This is a genomic window from Clostridium sp. LIBA-8841, from assembly GCF_057782475.1.
The window spans coordinates 3,169,387-3,192,998 of record NZ_CM173488.1 but is presented as its reverse complement, the minus strand read 5'-3'; the positions used below and the strand labels follow the sequence as shown (position 1 = coordinate 3,192,998).

General features: G+C 28.3%; 20 protein-coding genes. 16 read left to right on the top strand and 4 right to left on the bottom strand.

What is annotated here, in order from left to right; genetic code table 11:
* Entirely contained in the window at window positions 1-738 is a 738-nt protein-coding gene (locus tag AC2A4K_RS14005) for an amino acid ABC transporter ATP-binding protein (RefSeq protein WP_322503106.1), read from the top strand.
* A 160-nt stretch (window positions 739-898) separates the two neighbouring features.
* On the opposite strand, the gene AC2A4K_RS14000 is transcribed toward AC2A4K_RS14005, so the two are convergent.
* Window positions 899-1,204 carry a PadR family transcriptional regulator gene (locus AC2A4K_RS14000; RefSeq protein ID WP_322503105.1) on the bottom strand — a complete coding sequence of 102 codons (306 nt, stop codon included), beginning with the start codon at window positions 1,202-1,204 and terminating at the stop codon, window positions 899-901.
* Between the two features lie 153 nt (window positions 1,205-1,357).
* Here AC2A4K_RS14000 and AC2A4K_RS13995 point away from each other — a divergent pair, with 153 nt between their 5' ends.
* Both AC2A4K_RS13995 and AC2A4K_RS13990 read left to right on the top strand, forming a co-directional pair.
* Entirely contained in the window at window positions 1,358-1,987 is a 630-nt protein-coding gene (locus AC2A4K_RS13995) for an ABC transporter ATP-binding protein (RefSeq protein ID WP_322503104.1), read from the top strand.
* 11 nt (window positions 1,988-1,998) lie between these two features.
* A complete protein-coding gene (locus AC2A4K_RS13990; RefSeq protein ID WP_322503103.1) occupies window positions 1,999-2,775 on the top strand; it encodes an ABC transporter permease in 777 nt (258 codons plus the stop codon).
* Window positions 2,776-2,929: 154 nt separating this feature from the next.
* On the opposite strand, the gene AC2A4K_RS13985 is transcribed toward AC2A4K_RS13990, so the two are convergent.
* Window positions 2,930-4,267: a lipid II:glycine glycyltransferase FemX gene (locus AC2A4K_RS13985; RefSeq protein WP_322503102.1), complete on the bottom strand. Its 1,338-nt coding sequence runs from the start codon at window positions 4,265-4,267 to the stop codon at window positions 2,930-2,932.
* Window positions 4,268-4,440: 173 nt separating this feature from the next.
* The gene (locus AC2A4K_RS13980; protein ID WP_322503101.1) at window positions 4,441-5,118 is read right to left on the bottom strand and encodes a DUF624 domain-containing protein; all 678 of its coding nucleotides are present in this window, start codon (window positions 5,116-5,118) and stop codon (window positions 4,441-4,443) included.
* A 220-nt stretch (window positions 5,119-5,338) separates the two neighbouring features.
* Between AC2A4K_RS13980 and AC2A4K_RS13975 the strand changes: the two genes are divergently transcribed.
* The 9 genes from AC2A4K_RS13975 (at window position 5,339) to AC2A4K_RS13935 (ending at window position 16,800) form a co-directional block, all read left to right on the top strand.
* Window positions 5,339-7,075, top strand: coding sequence for a sensor histidine kinase (locus tag AC2A4K_RS13975; RefSeq protein WP_322503100.1), 1,737 nt, complete (start codon window positions 5,339-5,341; stop codon window positions 7,073-7,075).
* 4 nt (window positions 7,076-7,079) lie between these two features.
* Complete coding sequence (locus AC2A4K_RS13970; protein WP_322503099.1) at window positions 7,080-8,603, top strand: response regulator transcription factor; 1,524 nt, start codon at window positions 7,080-7,082, stop codon at window positions 8,601-8,603.
* Between the two features lie 346 nt (window positions 8,604-8,949).
* The gene (locus AC2A4K_RS13965; protein WP_322503098.1) at window positions 8,950-9,441 is read left to right on the top strand and encodes a MogA/MoaB family molybdenum cofactor biosynthesis protein; all 492 of its coding nucleotides are present in this window, start codon (window positions 8,950-8,952) and stop codon (window positions 9,439-9,441) included.
* The gene (gene modA / locus AC2A4K_RS13960) at window positions 9,426-10,196 is read left to right on the top strand and encodes a molybdate ABC transporter substrate-binding protein (protein ID WP_322503097.1); all 771 of its coding nucleotides are present in this window, start codon (window positions 9,426-9,428) and stop codon (window positions 10,194-10,196) included. The genes AC2A4K_RS13965 and modA overlap by 16 nt, the downstream gene beginning before the upstream one ends.
* A gap of 3 nt (window positions 10,197-10,199) precedes the next feature.
* On the top strand, window positions 10,200-10,856 hold the full coding sequence (gene modB, locus AC2A4K_RS13955) for a molybdate ABC transporter permease subunit (RefSeq protein WP_322503096.1): 657 nt from the start codon (window positions 10,200-10,202) through the stop codon (window positions 10,854-10,856).
* Window positions 10,857-10,897: 41 nt separating this feature from the next.
* Window positions 10,898-11,374, top strand: coding sequence for a cyclic pyranopterin monophosphate synthase MoaC (gene moaC / locus AC2A4K_RS13950; RefSeq protein WP_322503095.1), 477 nt, complete (start codon window positions 10,898-10,900; stop codon window positions 11,372-11,374).
* Window positions 11,375-11,606: 232 nt separating this feature from the next.
* Window positions 11,607-12,575 carry an ABC transporter permease gene (locus AC2A4K_RS13945; RefSeq protein ID WP_322503094.1) on the top strand — a complete coding sequence of 323 codons (969 nt, stop codon included), beginning with the start codon at window positions 11,607-11,609 and terminating at the stop codon, window positions 12,573-12,575.
* A gap of 18 nt (window positions 12,576-12,593) precedes the next feature.
* Window positions 12,594-13,550, top strand: a complete 957-nt coding sequence (locus AC2A4K_RS13940) for a carbohydrate ABC transporter permease (protein WP_322503093.1) — start codon at window positions 12,594-12,596, stop codon at window positions 13,548-13,550.
* Window positions 13,551-13,662: 112 nt separating this feature from the next.
* Window positions 13,663-16,800: an alpha-mannosidase gene (locus tag AC2A4K_RS13935; protein ID WP_322503092.1), complete on the top strand. Its 3,138-nt coding sequence runs from the start codon at window positions 13,663-13,665 to the stop codon at window positions 16,798-16,800.
* Between the two features lie 59 nt (window positions 16,801-16,859).
* Here the strand turns inward: AC2A4K_RS13935 and AC2A4K_RS13930 are convergent, their stop codons facing one another.
* Window positions 16,860-17,354 (bottom strand): HdeD family acid-resistance protein, encoded by a 495-nt coding sequence (locus AC2A4K_RS13930; protein ID WP_322503091.1) that lies wholly within the window; start codon window positions 17,352-17,354, stop codon window positions 16,860-16,862.
* A gap of 383 nt (window positions 17,355-17,737) precedes the next feature.
* Between AC2A4K_RS13930 and AC2A4K_RS13925 the strand changes: the two genes are divergently transcribed.
* From AC2A4K_RS13925 to AC2A4K_RS13910, 4 genes are all read left to right on the top strand, one after another.
* A complete protein-coding gene (locus tag AC2A4K_RS13925; RefSeq protein WP_322503090.1) occupies window positions 17,738-19,186 on the top strand; it encodes an ABC transporter substrate-binding protein in 1,449 nt (482 codons plus the stop codon).
* Between the two features lie 157 nt (window positions 19,187-19,343).
* On the top strand, window positions 19,344-20,237 hold the full coding sequence (locus AC2A4K_RS13920) for an ROK family protein (protein WP_322503089.1): 894 nt from the start codon (window positions 19,344-19,346) through the stop codon (window positions 20,235-20,237).
* Window positions 20,238-20,412: 175 nt separating this feature from the next.
* Window positions 20,413-21,222, top strand: a complete 810-nt coding sequence (locus AC2A4K_RS13915) for an AraC family transcriptional regulator (RefSeq protein ID WP_322503088.1) — start codon at window positions 20,413-20,415, stop codon at window positions 21,220-21,222.
* A gap of 116 nt (window positions 21,223-21,338) precedes the next feature.
* Window positions 21,339-23,579 (top strand): glycoside hydrolase family 31 protein, encoded by a 2,241-nt coding sequence (locus AC2A4K_RS13910; RefSeq protein ID WP_322503087.1) that lies wholly within the window; start codon window positions 21,339-21,341, stop codon window positions 23,577-23,579.
* The last annotated feature ends 33 nt before the right edge of the window (window positions 23,580-23,612 follow it).

Sequence of the window (23,612 nt, the reverse complement as noted above, 5' to 3'; positions counted from 1 at the left end):
ATGATAAAGGTTAAAAATATTAAAAAAAGCTATAGTAACCTAGAAGTATTAAAGGATATTAATATGGAGGTTAAAAAAGGCGAAGTAGTTGTTATAATTGGACCGTCTGGTTCTGGTAAATCAACATTTTTAAGATGCTTAAACTACTTAGAGACACCAGATAAAGGAGAAATCCAAGTTGGAGATGTTAAAATTAATGCTGAAAAAGTTACTAAAAAAGAAATAAATACTTTAAGAAAACAATCAGCAATGGTATTTCAACATTACAATCTATTTAATAATAAGACAGTATTACAAAATGTTACGGAAGCATTAATTGTAGTAGATAAAATGGATAAGAAGAAAGCTGAGGAAGTTGCTTTACAGAACTTAAAGAAAGTAGGAATGGTTGATAAAAAAGACAATTATCCAAGTACTTTATCTGGAGGGCAAAAACAGAGGGTTAGTATAGCAAGAGCTATGGCTATAAATCCTAATGTTACTCTTTTTGATGAACCTACATCAGCTTTAGATCCAGAATTAGTAGCAGAAGTTTTAGCTGTTATAAAAGACTTAGCTAAAGAACATAAAACAATGATAATAGTAACTCATGAAATGAGTTTTGCTAGAGATGTAGCAGATAGGGTTATATTTATGGATGGAGGAGTTGTTGTTGAAGAAGGAACTCCTGAGGAAATATTTAAAAATCCTAAGAATGAAAGAACAAAACAGTTTCTTGAAAGATTTATAGTTAATTAAATAGAGACTAATCAAAAATAAAAACTATAATGGCTTAGAGCAAAGTTTCTATGCCACTATAGTTTTTTTACTTTGTTTTAAACTAGTATTGATTTTTAGATAGAACTGTAAGCTAGATATGAAGAACTAGCTAAAAATTAACATTTACTTCAAAAGCTTTTTATTTTATTTCTGTAAATAATTCAAAGGCCTTCTTTTTAGCTTCTTCTAATATTTCATTACCTTCTACTGTAATACTATAATATTTTCTTATCTTACCATCAATTAGTCTATCTTTTCTCAGTAGTAGACCATCACGTTCCATATTGTGAAGTATTGGATAAAGAGTTCCTGGGCTCATAGAATATCCATGTTCACGAAGTTCTTCAATCATCTTTGAGCCGAAAAAGGGTTCAACTTTTGCATGATGTAAAATATGAATATGTATAAAACCTAAAAATAGCTTTCTTAAAACTTTTTCTTGCATGGGGTCATCTCCTATAATACAATATATATAAATGCGATATCGAAAATCGATTGTTATTAATGTTTTCTATTATATTATACTATTTATTTTTTAAAAATCAAAAATAAATATGCTGTATTAATCTTAAATTTTAATGGATTAGGGGGAATTAAGGTGATTAGCTTAGAGAAGGTAAGATATAAGGGAATATTATCGGTAGATTACTTAAATATTGAAGAAAAGAAGATAACTTTTATTGTTGGGGAAAGTGGAAGTGGAAAGAGTACATTGCTAAAGTTAATTAATAATATGATAAGTGCCAATAATGGAGATATATTTTATAAGGGAAAAAATATAAATAAAATAAATCCTATAGATCTTAGAAAAAAAGTAGTAATGGTGCCTCAAAATATAATTATTTTTGATGGAACTATTAGAGAAAATTTATTAAAAGGACTTGAACTTAGAAAAGAAACTTTAGTAGATGATGAGATTTTAAAGAATATATTAAAGGTAGTTTGTTTAGAAAAGAGTTTAGATGAAAAAGCTCAAAAGTTATCTGGTGGAGAAAAACAAAGATTAATATTAGGAAGAGCATTAGCTTTACAGTGTGATGTATTAATGCTTGATGAACCAACAGCATCATTAGATGAAAAAAACTCAGAGATGGTTTTTAGGAATATAATTAGTTTTGCAAAGGAAAGAGAACTTTCATTAATAATAATTACTCATGATTTAAGGTTAGCTAATATTTATTCTGAAAGAACAATAGAAGTTATAAAGGGAAAAGTTTTAGGGGAGTAAGGGAGAATACTATGGATAGTGGCTATGTAAATTTAAGTTTGCTTCAAATAATAAGTGCTTATGTATTTATATTAATATTACTTTTAATAGTTAAGGTTAAAAAGATAAATAGAGAAAAAGAAATTCTTATAAGTTCAATCAGAATGACTTTGCAACTTATAGCAATGGGATATATATTAACATATTTATTTGAAAACATAAATCCAATATATACAGTTATTGCAATATTACTCATGGAATGCTTTGCTATAAATAATATAATAAAAAAATGTAAGATTAAAGATAAGAGATTAAAAAAAATAATTTCATACTCAATAATTATAGGAACTTTAAGTAGTTTAAGTTATTTTATTTTAGTTGTTATAAAGTTACCAACTTGGTATGATCCAAGCTATGTAATACCTTTAGCTGGTATGTTAATTGGTAATTCTATGACAGGAATATCTTTAGGGATAACAACTTTAATAAATGGTATGGAATCAGAGCGTGAAAATATAGAGACATTATTGATGCTAGGGATAACAACTAAAGAGGCATGTAGAGGATTAGTTAATAAGTCATTTGATGCAGCTATTTTACCTACAATAAATTCAATGATAGGTATGGGAATAGTTTTCTTGCCTGGAATGATGACAGGACAAATTTTAGCTGGAATAAATCCTATAACAGCTATCATGTATCAAATAGCCGTAATGCTTGGTATTGTAGGAAGTGTATCTCTAAGCGTAATAATATTAGTTCAACAAGGTTATAAAACATTCTTCAATGAAAAACATCAATTAATTTAAGTTCTGTTTTAGGTGAATTTAAATTTAGGCTATTTCCTCAAAAAAATAATCGCTCATTAAGATGGCCTTATAGTTATATCTAAAAATTCATATTAGTTAAAAAACATATATTCACTTTAAAATAACAAAAAAGAGTGCAGTAGCACTCTTTTTATTATTGTTTTTTATTCATTATAGCATTTCTGATTTTTTTGAATTGTGGGAAAGCTTTTTTATAAAGTGTATATATTCCGTTATCAACAACAATATCAAACTCTCCTATGAATTCTACGAAATTTCCATTAAATCCTTTTTTGAATTTATAAAGTCCATATAGTGGGTTTTCAGGATTTAAATCACCAGAAACACCTCTAAAGTCATATACATCACAACCTAAATCTATAGAGTCACAAATCATTGACCATTGCATAGCAAAGTTAGGCATTGTATCTCTTAAGATATTTTCTGAAGCACCGTAAAGATACCATGCTTTATTTCCATAGTATAGGTATATTGAACCTGAAAGATATATTTCTTGTCCTTTGAAAGGTTCTATATCAGCAATTTTCTTTTGGAATCCTTCTATTTGTCTTTCAGCTTCTTTAAGTCTCTTATCTTGGTCATTTAATTTCTTTTCAACTCTAGACTTCTTATCTTCATCAGTCTCAGCATCGAATTTAACTTTAAGCTCTTCTATTTTCTTAAGAGCTTTAACTTTAGCATCTTCTTGTTTTTTTAATTTTTCTGATAATCTACTAAAGTCATTTTCGTAGCTGTACTTAACCATATATAATCTACAATGTGGGTATAAGTAATCTATCATGTCTTTAAAATATTCTCTATGTCTTACTAAGAAGTTATCTCTTTTACCAGTTGTAACCATTATTTCGTGGAATCTATCTAAGACATCTTCGTTTAAAGTTTCTTTGTCATAAACTTCAACTGATAAACCTCTTTCTTCAGCAACCTTTATATTATATCTAGTTTTACTAGAGAACTTTTTGAATACAGCCTTTTTAATGTCCATCTTATCCCCTTCAGTTGGAAGTGGAAGTCTAAATACAAAGTTAGGTTGTATAGCTTCAAAGTTTTTACTATCAGTATTTTTGTAACCTAAGCTCTTTAAGAAGTTCTTTATTTCAGCACCTTCTGTAAGTTCTTTTTCATTTTCGTTTAAGTGTATATCTGGATCTATTGTTATAAAGCTTATATTATTCTTTTTAGCAAAATCTCTTAGATATTCAGTAAATTCTATTAATAATTTTTTATTATTATAATCACATGTAAAACTTCTTGGAATGTATCCCATATATTTATTTATGTATGGAGCTTTTCTTAAAAGAATAGTAGCAGTTATAACTACGTTATTATCATTATCATACCCAGCTACGAATTTTGATTTCCAATCTTTCTTTAATTCAGCCCAATAAGATGTTTGAAATATGTGACCTTTTCTATTAGATTCATTAAATTTATCAATTTCTGATGAATTTATCTCTACAAATTTATACAATTTAGTTTCCTCCTTAAACTTCATCAGTTCTAAACATATATATGAAGACATAATAAGTATATTGTAATATGAAATAATTTTCTGTTCAAGTACAACATTGTTATTATATAGGAATATTACGGCTTTGTGTAAAATTTATAAAAAAATAAAAGCCAACATAGGTTGGCTTTTATTTATGCTTGAGAACTCTTTGTCTCTAAGCTTTCTAAAAGATTTTTATTTAAAAACATTACTAAATAAGATACTATGCTTGCCATAAAGACTACTGTTGTTCCAGGATTAATTTCAAATAGCATAAGTGCAAATAAAAATACTACTATATTTCCTATAGAAATAATTGGTTTAGTAAAAGTTAATATTACACTAGCTCTTAAAATTTCCATTGGACTCATAGAAAATCTCGAAATTAATACAAACATATAAGTTGTAGCTAATAAAGTTAGTACAATTAAAACTATAAATACACAACTAAGAATTAAATTATAATAAACTGTTGAGAATATTCTTAAGTTAAAGCTGAAAAGGAATATTAAAATTAATTCTCCACACCACATTAAAGTAGATTGCTTCCAGTTGTATTTTAGTCCCTTAATAAAGTCACTAAACAAGTCTAAATCTTTGTATTTTACAAGTTTTCTCATGCAATAAAGTAAAGCTGTAAAGCTCGCTCCAAAAGGAATTAAAGAAATTAAAAACAGTGGTAAGTAAGTTGTTACATTTCTAATTCCTACAAATAGGAAGAACAAGATTACAGGTATATTCAATATAGAAAAAAATATATTTAGCATAAAAAACCAAAAGATATAATTAAAAAAAGTAAGTAGTTTTTCAAGATTAAAAAATTCACTCATTTTTATCACTCCATAAAATAATGTAATGGTTTTACTATTTTCTAATTATAGTTTAAGATAAGTAATATATAAAAACAATTAAATATGCATTAATTTTAAAGGAAACCATAAAAAATACATGAAAACAATAAAATGTCATAATTTGATAAGCTTTTCAGATAGATGGGAATGTGATTTAATAAAAATTGACTAAGATAATATAGGGGAAAAGGGGATTTAAATGAGATTTAGCAAATCAAATCTTTACAGAAGGTTATTTGTAACGTACACAATAGTGATATTATCTGTAGTAAGCATTTTATATTTATATTTCTTAACTAAGACTTCAGAAGAGGTTAAGAGAAATACTCTTTATATAAATGAGAAAATACTGCAAGATGTAAATGAAACTTTAGAATATAATAACAGCACATCTAAAACAATAATGAATATGCTTTATGAAGATGAATTTAGATTAAATGATGTTATTAATTATTTAAATACGGATTTAGTTGACTATATAAAAGGAAAATTAGATTATTATAGTGCAAGTGATAAACTTTATTATAATGGTATAGAAAATTTTGTTAAGAGTTCATTTCAACTAAATAATTTTTTAAAGAATATATCTTTTGTTAGTTATTCAAGAAATGAGATATCAATTTTCAATAGAAAAGGTGAAATAAAGACTTATCCTTTTAATTCAAATAAGTTATTAAATAATGGTGAGCTTGAAAACACAATTTATAAAAAAGATGAGATTAACATAAGTAATGAGATAAGAGATTCAGCATCTTTAAAATCAGAGGGAATGCTTATAACCACTTATGATATAAGTTCAATTGGAAATATAATAAAGAAATATAGAGATACTGATTCAGAGGTTCTTATATTAAATAAAAATGGTATGGTTTTATATGATTCCGAAAATAAATATGATTATGAATATTATCCATACTTTGATAGATTAAAAATAGGAAATCAAGAAGTAACTCTAGAAGAAAATTATTATGTTGACATGTTACCTGATAATAATGGATTAATATCTGTAGTTAGAATAAAAACAAGTGATGCAACTAAAATTCCTTTAGTATTTAAGATATCGGCTTTTTTAGTTAGTCTTTTCTTATTCATAATTGCAGAGTGTGTTCTTTACCTAAAATTTAAAAATTTAAGTAAAAGAATGGATGAACTTATTTTAGCTATGGAAAAAGTTGAAAATGGAGAGATAGACACACATATTCCTTTAGGACATGAAAATGATGAGATAACTTTTATTGCTGATAACTTTAATAAAATGTGTCAAAGGTTAAATGATCATATAAGAAAAAGCTATTTAGCAGAACTTCATCAAAGAGAAGCTGAGATTGTAGCACTTCAAAATCAAATTAATCCGCATTTCCTTTACAACACATTAGAGTCTATAAGGATGAAAGCTATTTGTAATGGAGATAAGGAAGTTGGAAAAATGCTATATAGCTTAGCCTTTTTGTTTAGGAATCAAGTTAAAGGTAAGCTCATAGTTTCAATTGATCAAGAAATAAAATATTGTAATAAGTATTTAGAGTTATTTAAATTTAGATATGATGAAAAATTTAAATTTAGTATAGAGTGTGAAGAAGATTTATATGATAAGGGGATTGTTAAGTTCACTCTTCAACCTTTAATCGAAAACTATTTTGTTCATGGTATAAGATTAGAGAGAGATGATAATGAACTTAGAATATATATTTATAAACATTTAGATGACATAGTTGTCGAGGTTATAGACAATGGTAGGGGGATTCCTAAAGAAAAATTAGATGATATAAATAGGAGAATTAGAGAATGTGATCATTCTAGTAAATCGATAGGGATGCTAAATGTTCATGAAAGGATTAAAATTAAATATGGGGAGCCTTATGGGTTAACTGTTACTAGTGAAGAGAATAAGGGAACTAATATGATTTTAAGGTTCCCACTTAGAGAGGTGGAATAGTAATATGTACAAGGTTATGCTAGCTGATGATGAGAATTTAATTTTACAAGGACTAGAGAATATTATTGAGTGGGAAGAACTTGGCTTAGAGATTGTAAATAAGGCAAGTAATGGACAAGAAGCCATAGATAAGTTTAATGAAAATCCAGTTGATATAGTTGTAACTGATATAAATATGCCACAGGTTACAGGATTAGAACTATTAAAAGAATTAAAGAAAATTAATTCAGATGTAAAATTTATAATATTAAGTGGATATGACGATTTTTCTTATGCTAAAAAAGCAATAGAATTAGGGGTTGAAAATTATATATTAAAACCTATAGATGAAGAAGAATTAGAGAAAACTCTAAGAAATACTATAAATAAAATAAACCAAGAAAAAGAAGAAAATAAATCAAGCTTAAGTAAGCATAATTTACTTATTAAACTTATTAAAGGTAAATTAGATCAAGGAGAAATAGAGGAAAATAAAGAAAGTTTTTATATTGATTTAGATTCCAAGATGTATTCGTTATGTATTATAAACACTAGAAGTAGATATGATAGTGAAGAAGTGTTACATAATATAGTTGATGTAATAAAAGAAAATACTCAAAATAATTTCGAAATAATATATACATTAGACGAGGAGCTTATTTTAATAAATTCTTGGGATAAGTCTTTAAATAAAGAGGCAATAAAGAAATATTATAATACCTTAAAAGAACGAATTATAAATGAGTATGGTATAGATGTATTTTTAAGTATAGGAGAGCCAGTAGAGAGTCTTTATAAAATTAGTGAAAGCTATAAAGAAGCAAATAATCTAAAAAAATATGTTCTTACTTTAGGATACAACAAATGTATAACAATAGAGGATGTTAAGGATATTAATGAGCAAAATATTAACTTTAGTGGAGTTTTAGATAAGCTAAATAAAAGAATAATTGCTAAAGATATAGATGAAGCAGAAAAGATAATTGAAGAAACTGTTGAGGATAAAAATCTAACTCCAAGAAATATCTATGACTTAGCAGTAAAAATATTATTCTTATTAGACAAGGTTGTTGAAGAGTTTAAAGTTGAAAAACAATATTCAGGAAATAGCTTAGGAGAAGAAATTATTGCACTTTGTAGTGAGGATACAAGAGAAGATATAAAAACTTTATTATGCAGTGAGGTTAGAGAAGTTATAGAACTTATGCATCCAACTACTATAAAATATAGTCCTGTAATTCAACAAATAATAAGTTATGTAAATGAAAACTATTATGAAGAGGTTAGCCTTAAAACTCTAGCACAAAAATATCATATAAATACATCTTATTTAGGTCAAATATTCACTAAGGAAGTAGGATGTTCATTTTCTGAGTATTTAAATAGAACAAAGAATATGAAAGCTAAGGAACTTATATTAAATACAAATATGAAAATAAATGATATAGCTAAGAAGGTTGGATATTTAGATACTAGTTATTTCTATAGAAAGTTTAAAAAGTATTATGGAGTTTGTCCATCAACATTAAGAAATATAAAAAATTATTAATGCAATACTAGCTACTCATTAAGATGGTCTTAGAGTTCTATCTAAGAATCAACAATAATTAAAAGTAGAGTAAGATATAGGGTTGTATTCAAATATATAAATTTGAGTACAGCCTTTTTTATATAAACTTTGTTAAAAAAATAATATTTTTAATTAAAATTAAGTAAATAATAAGAAAATCAACTGCAATAAGTAATTAAGATTCATATTTAAGTTTAGAAAATATGTGATAAAAATCACATTTTACAAGGTTTTTGAATGATAAAATTTAAACAATTGAAGTGGTTTTAGGAAAAATATTATATTAAAATTAAACTTATAAAAGTAAGGTAGGTGTTTTTTAAAGATGTATAAATTAGGAATAATAACTAGTAGCGATAAGGGATATTCTGGTGAAAGAAAAGATGAGAGTGGCTTAGTAATAGCTCATATTGCAAAAGAAAAAGGATTTGAAGTAGAAAAATACATAGTGCTTCCAGATGAAAGAGAGATGCTTAGAGATGAGATGATTCATATGGCAGATGAATTAAAGGTTGATCTTATACTTACAACTGGAGGAACTGGATTTAGTAAAAGAGATATTACTCCGGAGGCTACTAAAGATGTAATAGAAAAAGAAGCCTTAGGAATTCCAGAGGCAATAAGAAGTTATAGTATGACAATAACTAAAAGAGCTATGCTTTCTAGGGCAACTGCTGGTATAAGAAAAGACACTCTTATAGTTAATATGCCAGGAAGTCCAAAAGCCTGTAGAGAAGTTATGGATTATATTTTAGATGATTTAAAACATGGAATAGATATTCTGAGAGGAGATGCAAGTGAATGTGCAAGAAAATGAGCCTAGCAATAATAATGGTAATAGGAGTGTTATCATTATTATTTGTAGGATGTACGAAGAATAATGGTGATAAAACCTTAACTGTAAGTATTGCAGCAAGTCTTCAAAAACCTATGGAGAAAATAGGAGCAGATTTTGAAAAAGAATATGGAGTAAAGGTTCAATATAATGTTGGTGGATCAGGAACATTGAAAAAACAAATTGATGATGGAGCAGATGTAGATTTATTCTTCTCGGCTAATACTAAATATGCACAAGATCTTATAGATTCAGGTTTAGTAAATAAAAATGAATCTTATAAAATTTTAAGGAATGAACTAGTTTTAATTGAAAATAATGATTATAACCAGAAAATAAATTCATTAGAAAATCTTAAAACTGCAGAAGGTAAAATTGCTATGGGTGATGTATCCACAGTTCCAGCAGGTCAATATGCTAAAGAGAGCTTAGAGAAATTAGGGATTTTTAAGGATATTGAAAGTAAGTTGGTTTTTGCTAGAAGCGTAACAAGTGTTAAAACATATGTGGAAAATGGAGAAGCTAATCTTGGATTTGTTTATAAAACTGATGCTTTAGACTTAAAAAATAGTAAAATAATTTATGAAGTACCAAATGATTATCATAAACCTATAGAATATGAGTTATGCTTACTAAAAAATAGTAAAAATAGTGAAGAGGCAAAGAAATTTATTAATTACTTAGAAAATAGTAAAAGTAAAGAGGTATTTAGTGAGTATGGTTTTGAGGTGAACTAGAGAATGATATTAGAAGCTTTCTTAATATCTTTAAAGGTTGTTTTTGTATCTGTATTGTTAAGTTGTATTTTAGGGATATTGCTTGGCTATTTAATGATAGAGAAGAATTTTAAATTTAGAAATATAGTTGAAACAATAATAATATTTCCTATGTTTCTCCCTCCTTCTGCTGTTGGATATTTGATTCTTTTGATTTTAGGCAAGAAGGGAATAATTGGTGAGTTTCTATATAATAATTTTGACATGAGCATTATATTCACATGGATAGGAGCAGTTGTTGTTGGAATAGTTGTTTCAATACCAATTATGTATCAGAGTTTAAAAACTTCATTGATTGGTGTTAATGAGGATGTAAAAAATGCTGCAAGAGAAATGGGTGCAACGGACTTTAAATTATACAGACTTATAAGTTTACCTCTTTCTAAAAAAGGATTGTATACAGGGATTGTACTTAGTATAGCAAGAGTTTTTGGAGAATTTGGAGCAACTATTTTGGTTGCTGGAAATATTCAAGGAAAGACTCAAACAATTCCTATGGCTATGTATTATGCCATTGAAAATGGTGATTCAGGATTAGCAAACAAGATATTAATACTTATAGTAGTGATCTCAGTAGTTTTAACTTTTTTTTATAATAAAATAATCAAGAGAATAAAATAGAAATTTTTACGGAAATATTTATTGGATAGGAGAGTATAAGTATGGATAATAAACTAACTCATTTTGATAATAAAGGAAATGCAGTTATGGTAGATGTAAGTAATAAAAATGAAACAGAGAGGGTTGCCATTGCAACAGGAACTGTAAAAGCATCTAGTGAGACCATAGAGTTAATAAAATTAGGCCAGATAGGAAAAGGCGATGTTTTAGGCGTTGCTAGGGTCGCAGGCATAATGGCAATGAAAAATACTAGCAATTTAATACCTATGTGTCATCCAATGATGATTACAGGATCTGGTATTGAATTTGAAATTGATTCAGAAAAAAATGAAATCATAATAACTGCCACTACAAAGGTAGTTCATAAGACAGGAGTTGAAATGGAAGCTCTTACTGGAGTGTCTATTGCTGCACTTACAATTTATGATATGTGTAAAGCTGTGGACAAAAGAATGGTTATAGGAAATATACATTTAGTTAAAAAACTAGGTGGAAAAAGTGGAGAATTTAATTTTTAAAGAAATAATATGAAAAAAAATTAGAGCTAGGGAGTATTCTTTAGCTCTTTTTTATTCCATAAAAAAGTATATAAATTATATATTATTTGGATTTTCTATGGATATAATGCTATTTACTTGTTGGTAATTGAAATTTATACAGTAAAACTAAATATTTTCAACTTTTCCCAAATTGTATATGGTGTTAATATTTTAAATGTAAGAAACGTTTACAACAAAAGGGGGAAGAAGTGTGAAGAGTAAAGCTAAAAAGCTTCCAAAAGAGAAGCTTACAATGAAAGATAGAATGAAACGTTTTAAAAACAATAAAGAACTTTTACTACTTACTATACCGGGAGCAATATGGTTCTTAGCATTTGCTTACTTACCAATGTTTGGAGTAGTTGTAGCATTTAAGAGATGGAGAATTCATGGTGGCTTCTTTGAGAGTTTAATGAAGAGTGAGTGGGTTGGATTTGACAACTTTAAATTCTTATTCCAAAGTAGTGATGCTTGGTTAATAACTAAGAATACAGTTTTATACAATCTTGTATTTATAATTTTAGGAATAGTACTTCCAGTAACATTAGCAATTTTATTAAATGAGTTATTAAATAAAAAACTAGCTAAGTTCTATCAAAGTAGTATGTTCTTACCTTATTTCTTATCATGGGTTGTTGTAAGTTATTGCTTATATGCATTCTTAAGCCCTGATAAAGGATATGTTAACAGTATTATAACATCAATGGGTGGCAGTGGTATTTCATGGTACACAGAACCTAAATATTGGCCATTTATTATAATCTTTATGAGTCAATGGAAAGCAGTTGGATACGGAACAGTTGTTTACTTAGCTTCAATATGTGGTATAGATAAGAGTTACTATGAAGCAGCAATGATAGATGGAGCAAGCAAGTTCCAACAAATAAAATATATAACAGTTCCATTATTAAAGCCAGTAATGATCATAATGTTCATAACTTCAATCGGTGGTATGTTCAGAGGGGACTTAGGTCTATTCTATCAATTACCGAAAGATTCAGGTGCTTTATATCCAGTAACAAACGTAATCGATACTTATGTATATAGAGGTCTTATGAACTTAGGAGATATCGGTATGAGTTCTGCAGCAAGTTTATATCAATCATTTGTAGGATTAATACTTATCGTAACTTCTAACGCTATAGTAAGAAAAGTAGATGAAGAAAACGCATTCTTCTAAAAAAAGGTGGTGTAATGTGTGTTAGAAACTATTAAACAAAAAAGACTTAAGAAAAAAGCGGAACCGAAAGAAGAGGTAAGCAAGTTTAATGCTGTCTCAAAAAAGAGTAACTTTTTATTAAATGTTTTATTCGCAATATTAGCTTTCTTAGCAATAATGCCATTCGTATTCGTTATAGCTATCTCATTAACTAGTGAGCAATCATTACAGTTAAATGGATATAAATTTATACCAGAAGAATGGAGCTTAGAAGCTTACAAATATATTTTCTCATCAGGTAGCCAAATTATGACATCATATGGGGTTACAATTATAGTTACAATAGTTGGTACTTTAATTGGATTAAGTATAATGTCAATGTATGGATATGCTTTATCAAGAAAGAGTTTTGCTTACAGAAAATTCTTTACTAAAGTAATTTTTGTACCAATGTTATTCTCAGGTGGTATGGTTGCTTCATACCTAGTAGTTACAAGATTCTTGAACTTGAAGAATACAATATGGGCACTTATACTCCCAATGTGTGTAAGTTCATTCCATATAATCATATTAAGAACATTCTTTAAAACATCAGTACCAGACGCTATCATAGAATCAGCTAAGATAGATGGAGCATCAGAGTGGAGATTATTCTTAAGAATAGTATTACCAATCTCTCTTCCTGGTATAGCTACAATAGGATTATTCTTAACTTTAGGATACTGGAATGATTGGTTCAATGCTATGTTATACATCGATGAACCAAACTTAATACCATTACAGTACTTATTAATAAGATTAGAAAACTCAATGGAGTTCTTAGCAAACAATGCAACTTCACTTGGTGCAAATGCTATAGAGGCTACTAAGAACATGCCAAAAGATACTGCTAAGATGGCAATAGTTGTTATTTCAACTTTACCAATCATTTTCGCTTATCCATTCTTCCAAAGATACTTTGTAAATGGATTAACAATTGGGGCAGTTAAAGAGTAATTAAATAAAGATAATTAAGTTTAAAAAAGCACCTATAAATCAACTCTGTTTTATAGGTGCTTTTATTAGGATTTAAGATAATTTACATAATTTATAGATAAGGAGAAAGATTATGAGATTTATATCAGAAAGAATAAGAAAAACTTATGAAGAAATAGGAAGATATGTTTATTCTAATACTTTGAACATAGACGATTATAAATTTATAGCAGGAAAATACAATAATATAGATGAAATAAAAAATGCACCTGAAGATGGATGGGTAGATTTTAAAACAGGAGATCTTTGGGGAGAAGAAAGTCATGGATGGTTCAAAACTTCTGTCAAAGTTCCAGAAGAGTTTGCAGGACAAACTATTGCTTTAAGTTTCCATACTTTTTTAGGTGATTGGGATAATACAACAAATCCACAATTTATTCTTTATGTAAATGGAGAACATATTCAGGGGTTAGATGTAAATCACCAAGAGACAATATTAACTCATAATGCTGTAGCAGGAGAAGTTTATGACATAGACTTACATGCTCATATAGGAAGAATTGAAGGTAAAAAATCAACTTTACATGGTAAGTTAGTAACAATAGATGAAGAAGCTAGAAAATTATACTTTAACCTAAGTGTTCCTCATATAGTAGCAACTAAGTTACATGAAGAAGATAAAAGAAGAATAGATATGCTAACTGTGTTAAATGACACAATAAACTTAATTGATTTAAGAAGACCTTTTACTAAAGAGTATAATGAAAGCTTAAAAGTTGCTAATAAATATATAGAAGAAAATTTCTATGATAAAATGTGTGGACATGAAGATATGGTAGCGACTTGTGTTGGACATACTCATATAGATGTAGCTTGGCTTTGGACCGTAGCTCAAACAAGAGAAAAGGTAGCAAGAAGTTTCTCAACAGTGTTAAAGCTTATGGAAGAATATCCAGAGTATATATTTATGTCTTCTCAACCTCAACTTTATAAATTCTTAAAGGAAGATCATCCAAAGGTTTATGAGAAGGTTAAGGAAAAAGTAAGAGAAGGTGTTTGGGAACCAGAAGGAGCTATGTGGCTTGAGGCTGATTGTAATGTAACTTCAGGTGAATCATTAATAAGACAAATATTACATGGAAAAAGATTCTTTAAAGAAGAGTTTAATGTAGATAATGAAATACTTTGGCTTCCAGATGTTTTTGGATACTCAGCAGCTCTTCCTCAGATATTGAAGAAATCAGATGTTAACTACTTTATGACAACTAAGATTTCATGGAACCAAATTAATAAAATGCCTTATGACACATTTATGTGGAAAGGAATAGATGGAACAGAAATATTAACTCACTTTATAACAACAACTTATCCAGATCAAGATCCATTTAAAGAAACAATGACAACATACTGTGGAAATATTCATCCAGGTTCAATAATGGGTGCTTGGAATAGATACCAACAAAAAAATATAAATAATGATGTTTTAGTTGCTTTTGGATTTGGAGATGGTGGCGGTGGAGCTACTTATGAGATGCTTGAAAATGGAAAGAGACTTGCTAAAGGAATACCAGGAGCACCTAAGGTTAAAATAGGTAAAGCTAAGGATTACTTCAATAAGTTAGAGGATACTGTTAAGGATAATAATAAGCTTCCAAAATGGGTTGGAGAATTATATCTTGAGTACCATAGAGGAACTTATACTTCAATGGGAAGAAATAAGAGAGATAATAGAGTTTGTGAAAATTTATATACTTCAGCAGAAAAGTTTAACTCAATGGCTATGCTTTTAGGAAAAAATTATCCTTTAGCTGATTTAAATGCTGCATGGGAAACAATACTTTTAAATCAATTCCATGATATTTTACCAGGTTCATCAATCAAAGAAGTCTATGATGTAACTAAGGAAGAGTATAAGGATTTAATTGAAAAAGGAAATGATTTTGTAAGTTTAGCAGTAGATAATATAACATCAGAAATAACCTTAAAAGAGAGAAGTGTTGTTGTATTTAACTCTTTAGGATTTGAAAGAGATGACATAGCTACTTTTGAGGTTCCAGAAGATATAGAAAATCCTGCTGTATTAGATGGAGAAGAAGAAATTATTTGTCAAAGAGTAGATGATGGTAAAAAGGCAATATTCTTTGCTAAAGGAATACCTGCAAATGGATATAAGAGCTTTGCTATAGTTGAAGCTAGCAATAATGAAGAAGTAGAGAATATTTCTTTAAGTGAAAAAGAAGCTGAAAATGAATTCTTAAGAATCAAATTTAATGGAGCTGGAAATATAGTTTCATTATTTGATAAGAGAGCAGGAAGAGAAGTTCTGAAAGAAGGAGCTTTAGGTAACCAAATTCAAGCTTTCGAAGATAAACCTATGGAATATAGCAACTGGGATATAGATGTTTATTATAAAGAAAAAATGTGGAATGTTGACGACGTTCAAAGCATTGAGGTTGTTGAAGAAGGACCAGTAAGAAGTACATTAAGAATTGAAAGAAAATTCTTAGAGTCTACTATAATTCAAAACATCTATATTTATAAGGATTTAGATAGAATAGACTTTAACTCATATGTTGATTGGAAGGAGCATGAGGTCTTATTAAAAACTTCATTCCCAATAGATTTAAATGCTACTGAAGCAACTTATGAAATTCAATATGGTAATGTTAAGAGACCTACTCATAGTAATACATCATGGGATGAAGCTAGATTTGAAGTTTGTGGTCAAAAATGGGCTGATCTTTCAGAAGGGGATTTTGGAGTATCATTATTAAACAACTGTAAGTATGGTCATGATATACAAGATGGTGATATGAGACTTACTCTTCTTAAATCAGGAACACATCCATGGACTGAAACAGACCAAGAAGAACATTTCTTCACATATTCTATCTATCCTCATATGGGTACATGGAAAGATGCTGATACAGTTCAAAAAGCTTATGAACTTAATCAACCTTTATATACTAAAGTTTGTGAGAAGAATGATGGAGAGTTAGAGACTTCTCTAGGCTTAGTTAAGGTTGATAAAGATAATATTATGATTGAGGTTATTAAGAAAGCTGAAGATACAGATCATTTAATTGTAAGAATGTATGAATTTTATAATAGTAGAACTAAGGCAAACTTAGAATTCTCAAGAGAAATACAAGAAGCTTTTGAATGTAACTTAATGGAAAGAAATTTAGAAGAGGCTAATATTGATGGAAATAAAATAAACTTCACTATAAATCCATTTGAAATAAAAACATTTAAAGTAAAATTAAAATAATAATATATAAAAAAGTCCAAATTTTTAATTTGGACTTTTTTTCTTTCTATATTTTAACCTTATAATTTGCAGCTTAAGTATATTTCAAATATAGCAAATATTATGAAGTAGATACCTATTATATAAGGTGTTGCTATTAAGAATGAAATAGGTTCAAATAATATTAGTAATCCTAAGATTATTAATAATACACAGTAAAGTGTGGATATGTTGAAACCAAATGTTTTGTAAGTAAATTCACCAATAAACATAAATATACCATTCACTAATGCCCATGCACCATAGAATATAATTAATACATCAATGCTCTCCATTGGTATGAAGCATAATGTTAAACCAAATAATATTGCTACTATACCTGTAAATATATATAAGCCTTTTCTTGAAGATTTGAAGGCTCTTATTATTCTAAATATTCCTGATCCTATTATTAATATACCAGCTATGATTGTGAAATATAGTAGTGAATACATAGGTTTAATAAAGAATAATACTCCTACTATTGCCATTAAAATTCCTTCTAATATACAGAAGGATTTACTTTCTCTTTCCATAGAAATCACTCCTTTATAATTAATTTAATATTTGTAAGAAATATTTGAATTATTACTATAATAGAATAATACCATTTGTTTAAAGAATGTTCACATTTTAATTTTTATCAGATGTTATTAAATAGGCTGATAAATTTGACATATTATAATAGATAGGTAAAAAAAAATAAAAATATTTTTGTTTAATCTTTATTTCTAAATCAAAGCGTTAAATATTCCATAGAAGACAATAAAATCCATAAAGGTGTAAAAAATATACATAGAGAATGTCAAATAAATATAAAAAAACTCCACTATGAAAATGTTTAAATGGACTATATAATAAACTTGTAAACGATGTTAAGGGATTTGAAAAACAAAGGTTTGAGAGGGAGGAAAACGAAATGTTAAAATTTAAGAAACTAATTGCTTTGACTGCATGTGCAATGCTTACTACTTCAGTAGCATTAACTGGGTGTGGAGCTGATAAAACAGCTAGCGCTGGTGAAGGGGAAACTGTAAATCTTACTTGGTACACAATAGGACAAACACCAAAAGATTTAGAGATGGTTCAAGAAAAAGCTAACGAGTATTTAAAGGACAAGATCAATGTTACAATTGATATGAAATTTATTGATTACGGTGATTACACTCAAAAAATGGGAGTTATAATAAATTCAGGTGAACCATATGATTTAGCATTTACTTGCTCATGGGCTAACCCATACTTAGAAAATGCTAGAAAAGGTGCTTTCTTAGAACTTGATGATTTAATAGATTCAAAAGGTAAGGAAATGAAAGAGACTATAGATGAAAGATTCTGGGCAGGAGCTAAGATTGATGGTAAAACATATGCAGTTCCAAACCAAAAGGAAATCGGAGTTGCACCTATGTGGGTATTCACTAAGGAGTATGTTGATAAATATAACATACCATACCAAGATATCCATAGCTTAGAAGATTTAGAGCCATGGTTAAAAGTAATAAAAGAAAATGAGCCAAACGTTACACCTTTATATATAACTAAAGGATTCTCAGCACCAGCTTACTTCGATCAATTAGTTGATCCAGTAGGAGTTGAGTATGGAGACGAAAGCTTAAAGATTCAAAATATGTTTGAAACAGATAAAATGAAGAGTGAATTAGAAACTTTACAAAAGTACTATGAAGCTGGATATATAAATCTTGACTCAGCTACAGCTAAGGATGATAAGGCAGTTAAGAGATTTGTAACTAAAGCTGATGGACAACCTTATGCTGATGGATTATGGTCAAAAGACTTAGGATATGAAGTAGTTTCATCACCAATAATGGATACTCATATCACAAACGGTTCAACTACAGGTTCAATGATAGCTATTTCTAAGACTTCAGAGCATCCAGAAAAAGCTATGGAATTCTTAAACTTATTAAATACTGATGTATATTTAAGAAACTTACTTAACTATGGTATAGAAGGAACTCACTATGAAAAAACTGGTGATACTCAAATAAAATTAACTGATAAAGCTAAAGATTACTCAGTTGGATACTATACTTTAGGTAACTTATTCATAACTTATACTTTAGATAATGAGCCAGTTGATAAATGGAAAGAATTCGAAGCATTCAACGACGCTTCAGTAGAATCACCTGCTTTAGGATTCAAGTTTAACACTGAAAAAGTAAGTAGCCAAATTGCAGCTATAAACAACGTTCTTGAAGAGTTCAAGGCAACTGTATACAGTGGATCAGTTAATGAAGCTGAATACATAGATAAGATGAACAAGAAGTTAAAAGAAGTTGGAATAGATGAAGTTATTTCAGAAATGCAAAGTCAAATAGATGCATGGAAAGCTGAAAACGGAAAATAATATAACTTGTAAATAAGTGTAAACTCTATGCTTCGCATAGAGTTTACTTTTATCAAAACAGTAACAAAAAAACATATAAATAAAAAACTGAAAGTATTCTTACATAATCTAATGGAGAGATTATAGAACGATATATATAGACAGGGAGGGTGTTTTTATGAAAAAATATGTTGTCATCGATATAGGTGGTTCAAGCATAAAGCATGCTTTAATGACTGAAAATGGAGATGTTTTAGAAAAGGGTAGTATAAAAACAGAAGGAAATGACATAAATTTATTCATAGAATCAATTGGAAAAGTTGTTGACTCATATAAAGAAAATAACGAGATTTATGGCCTTGCATGTAGTTCGCCAGGAGCTGTAGATGTTAAAACTGGTTTTATAGGTGGAGGAAGTGCAGTACCTTGCATACATGGACCAAATATAAAAGATCTTTTAGAGAAAAGATGTGATTTAAAAGTTTCTATAGAAAATGATGCTAACTGTGCTGGATTAGCCGAAGGATGGATTGGCGCAGCTAAGGATGTTGAAAACTATGCATGTGTTGTAGTTGGTACAGGTATAGGAGGATGCATTGTTATAAATGGAGGAATTCTTAGAGGAAAGCACCTTCATGGAGGAGAATTTGGATATATGTTCACTAGAGATAGTGAGGGATTAACAGATAGAATCTGGAGTGAGGTTGCATCTACAAATGCTTTAGTTACAAGAGTTTCAAAACTTAAAGGAATAGAGAAGTCAGAACTTGATGGAAAGAAAGTTTTTGAAATGGCTGAAAATGGAGATGAAGCAGTTAAGAATGAGATAGAATCATGGTACATGGATCTTGCAAGAGGAATGTACAACATTCAGTATATAGTTGACCCAGAGAAAATAGTAGTTGGGGGAGCTATAAGTGCTAGAGAAGGATTTGATGAGAAAATAAATGAAAAACTTGCTTTATTAAAGAGCGATATAGCAACATTAGATATAAGGGTTGAAAAATGTAAGTTTGAAAATGACTCGAATTTAATAGGTGCGCTATATCATTTCCTTTATGTTAGTAAATAAGATTTAAAATTAGAATATAGGCTTTGCTAAAATTGAAAACTTGATTCAAACAAGCTATTAAGTGATTTAATATTACTTAATGAACTTATACTTTTTATAAAAAGTTAATTTGGGTTAAGTTTTTTTAGCAAAGCCATTTTTATTATTTAAAATAGATTAAAGGGAGAAAAGGGTTATGAAAGTTCTTCAATTTTCGGAGCTTTGCAATGATAAGAATAATATACATGTAGCAGATTTAATATTAGTTAGAAATGAATCTACAACTTTACATAGTCATGATTTTTATGAGCTTTTTGTGATTTTAAAGGGGAATTTTAGACATAGTTATAATGGAGAAATTGAAATTTTGAAAGAGGGACAATTTAAAATAATAAATCCAGAGGATGAACATTATTTTATTGGGAATGGAGAAAAAAATATTTTAAGAAATATAGCGATTCGCTCAGAGTACTATTATTCTCTCAAAAATAATAATTTGGTTGATATGGAAAAGAAAAACTCTATATATTCTTTAAATGATTTTGTGGTTAATAGTTTTAATTATAAAAGTAAAATGTTAATTGATGTGGAAGAGAGTAAAAAAAGATACATAATGGAAAGTTTATTTAGTGATCTTATTATAAATGCTTTTTTAGATGTATCTTCAGATAGTAAAATACCAATTTGGTTAAAAAAATCATATGAAGAAATGAAGCAAAAAGAAAATTTTTTAGAAGGAATAAAGAAGTTTGTTGCTTTAAGTGGAAAAACACAAGAACATTTAACTAGGGAGTTAAGAAAATATTATAATGTAAGTCCATCAGAATATATAAATTCATTAAGATTAGAGAAGGCTACTAACCTTTTAATTCAAAGTGAATTACCTATTATAGATATAATTCTAAATTGCGGATTTAATAATATTGGATATTTTAATAGAAGTTTTAAAAAATATTATGGAATTACTCCTAGAGAATATAGAAAACTTAATAAAAAATTGTTTTGAATAGTTTAATCGTTTTTAGAATTTATCTTAGTTTACTATAACTTTTACACTTTAAGAATAAATTCATATTATTTACAATTTAAATTGAAAACGATATAGATAAAGGGGAGAGCATTATGCCACAATTAAATTATAGAGAAAACTTAAATAAGAAGTTTAAGGCTTATAATGGAGGGTTAAGAGTCTTCAAAAATTATGAGATTAATGATAATAATGTAGATATTTATTTTTCAAATATGAAAATAGCTCTTACTATATTAGAAAATGATGTAGTTAAGGTTTTTATTGGGGATAAATATGAAGAAAGTATCCCAACAAATGGAGTAATAGATAAGTTAGGAAAAGGTGAGTTTTCTATAGAAGAGGATTCAAATTTTATAATTATAAAAGGAAAGAATATTTTAACTTTTGTAAATAAAAATACAACAGAAATAAGCTTTAAAGATTTAAATGACAATACAATATGTGAGGATTTTCAGCCTAGTTTTAAAGATGAAGAAGGGCATGTGTACATATCAAAGGTTAATGATTGTTTAGCTTATTATGGGCTTGGAGAAAAAGGTGGAGATTTAAATAAAAAAGGGTGTTATACGGAAAATTTCAACACTGATGATCCAGAAACCGATGATGAATCAGTAACATATTATAAAACAATTCCATTTTATATAGCTTTAAAAGAAGAATTTACTTATGGATTGTTTTTTGACAATAGTTTTAGAAGTTACTTTGACATGGGAAAAGAGATGGGAGATAGAATATTCTTTGGAGCAATAGGTGGACAAATCCAATATTACTTCATTCCAGGTGGAAATATTAAAGAAGTAGTTACTAATTATACAACTTTAACAGGAAGAATGGAAATGCCTCCTCTTTGGAGTTTAGGATATCAACAATGTAGATTTAGTTATTTTAGTCAAGAAGAGGTTAGAGAATTAGTAAAGACTTTTGAAGAAAAAGAGATTCCATTAGATGTTGTGTATTTAGATATAGATTATATGGATGGCTTTAGAGTTATGACTTTTAAAACGCCTAACTTTGATAATGCGGCAGGCCTTATAAGTGATTTAAAAGAAAAAGGAATAAGAACTATTACAATTATTGATCCAGGCGTTAAAGTAGATGAAGAGTATGATGTATTCAAAAGGGGAAAAGAAGGAAATCATTTTACTAAGAAGTTAGATGGAGAAATGTTTATTGGAGCAGTTTGGCCAGGAGACAGTGCTTTCCCAGATTTCTCAAATAAGGAATGTAGAGAATGGTGGAAGAGTGAACTTAAGAAATTCATAAGTGAATATGAGATGGACGGAATTTGGAATGATATGAATGAACCATGTGTGTTCAATAATGATCATAAAACAATGTTAGAAACTTGTCTTCATAATAGCGATAATGGAATTATAGAACATAAAGAATTCCATAATAGATATGGATTCGAAATGAGTAGATGTTCTAAAGAAGCTCAAGAAGAATTACATCCTAATGAAAGAGGATTTTCAATGACTAGAGCTACTTATGCTGGAGGACAAAGATATTCTTCGGTTTGGACTGGAGATAATATGAGTCTTTGGAGTCAAATGAGAATGTCTATATCAATGAATGCTAACTTAGGAATTAGTGGGTTCTCTTTTGTTGGAAACGATGTTTCAGGATTTGGATTAGATTCAAGTGAAGAATTATTCATAAGATGGATGGAAATGGGACCATTTATTCCTATATTCAGGAATCATTCAAATATGTACACTAGAAGACAAGAACCTTGGGCATTTGGACAAAGAGCAGAAAAAATAGCTAAAAAATCTATTGAATTAAGATATGAACTTTTACCATATATATATAATCTATACTATTTATCTCATAAAGAGGGATTACCTATATTTAGACCAATGGTAATGGAGTACGAGAAAGATATGAATGTTTTAAATATTAGAGAGCAATTTATGCTTGGAGAAAATATGATTGTGGCTCCAGTTTTATATGAAGGTGAAAGAAATAAAACTGTTTATTTACCAAAAGGAACTTGGTTTAACTATTTTACTAAGGAAAAACTTAAAGGTGGAAAATGGTACAAGCTTCCTTGTGAGTTAGATGAAATTATTGTCTTTGTTAAGGAAGGAGCAATAATTCCTACTTATAATAAGAAATTCAGAAATGTTAAGGAAAGACCAGACAGCATACTTATTAAGGTATTTGGTGAAAATGCTAAGGGATTTCATTATAATGATGATGGACATACTATGGAATATATAGAAGGAACATATAATTATATAGATATAGAAGTGGCAAATGGAGAGGTAGAGTTAAAGTATATAAATAACAGTTATAAAGAAGAAGGGATTGAAATTGAGATAATCAAGTAGTTTTTTACCCTAGTATTGAATTTTATGAATTAA

Excerpts from the sequence above, each read along its gene's own strand:
- AC2A4K_RS13915 (WP_322503088.1), top strand. The coding sequence starts at position 20,413 with ATGAAAGTTCTTCAATTTTCGGAGCTTTGCAATGATAAGAATAATATA.
- AC2A4K_RS13965 (WP_322503098.1), top strand. The coding sequence starts at position 8,950 with ATGTATAAATTAGGAATAATAACTAGTAGCGATAAGGGATATTCTGGT.
- moaC (WP_322503095.1), top strand. The coding sequence starts at position 10,898 with ATGGATAATAAACTAACTCATTTTGATAATAAAGGAAATGCAGTTATG.
- AC2A4K_RS13970 (WP_322503099.1), top strand. The coding sequence starts at position 7,080 with ATGTACAAGGTTATGCTAGCTGATGATGAGAATTTAATTTTACAAGGA.
- AC2A4K_RS13990 (WP_322503103.1), top strand. The coding sequence starts at position 1,999 with ATGGATAGTGGCTATGTAAATTTAAGTTTGCTTCAAATAATAAGTGCT.
- AC2A4K_RS13920 (WP_322503089.1), top strand. The coding sequence starts at position 19,344 with ATGAAAAAATATGTTGTCATCGATATAGGTGGTTCAAGCATAAAGCAT.
- AC2A4K_RS13980 (WP_322503101.1), bottom strand. The coding sequence starts at position 5,118 with ATGAGTGAATTTTTTAATCTTGAAAAACTACTTACTTTTTTTAATTAT.
- modA (WP_322503097.1), top strand. The coding sequence starts at position 9,426 with ATGTGCAAGAAAATGAGCCTAGCAATAATAATGGTAATAGGAGTGTTA.
- AC2A4K_RS13925 (WP_322503090.1), top strand. The coding sequence starts at position 17,738 with ATGTTAAAATTTAAGAAACTAATTGCTTTGACTGCATGTGCAATGCTT.
- AC2A4K_RS14000 (WP_322503105.1), bottom strand. The coding sequence starts at position 1,204 with ATGCAAGAAAAAGTTTTAAGAAAGCTATTTTTAGGTTTTATACATATT.
- AC2A4K_RS13930 (WP_322503091.1), bottom strand. The coding sequence starts at position 17,354 with ATGGAAAGAGAAAGTAAATCCTTCTGTATATTAGAAGGAATTTTAATG.
- AC2A4K_RS13935 (WP_322503092.1), top strand. The coding sequence starts at position 13,663 with ATGAGATTTATATCAGAAAGAATAAGAAAAACTTATGAAGAAATAGGA.
- AC2A4K_RS13975 (WP_322503100.1), top strand. The coding sequence starts at position 5,339 with ATGAGATTTAGCAAATCAAATCTTTACAGAAGGTTATTTGTAACGTAC.
- AC2A4K_RS13910 (WP_322503087.1), top strand. The coding sequence starts at position 21,339 with ATGCCACAATTAAATTATAGAGAAAACTTAAATAAGAAGTTTAAGGCT.
- modB (WP_322503096.1), top strand. The coding sequence starts at position 10,200 with ATGATATTAGAAGCTTTCTTAATATCTTTAAAGGTTGTTTTTGTATCT.
- AC2A4K_RS14005 (WP_322503106.1), top strand. The coding sequence starts at position 1 with ATGATAAAGGTTAAAAATATTAAAAAAAGCTATAGTAACCTAGAAGTA.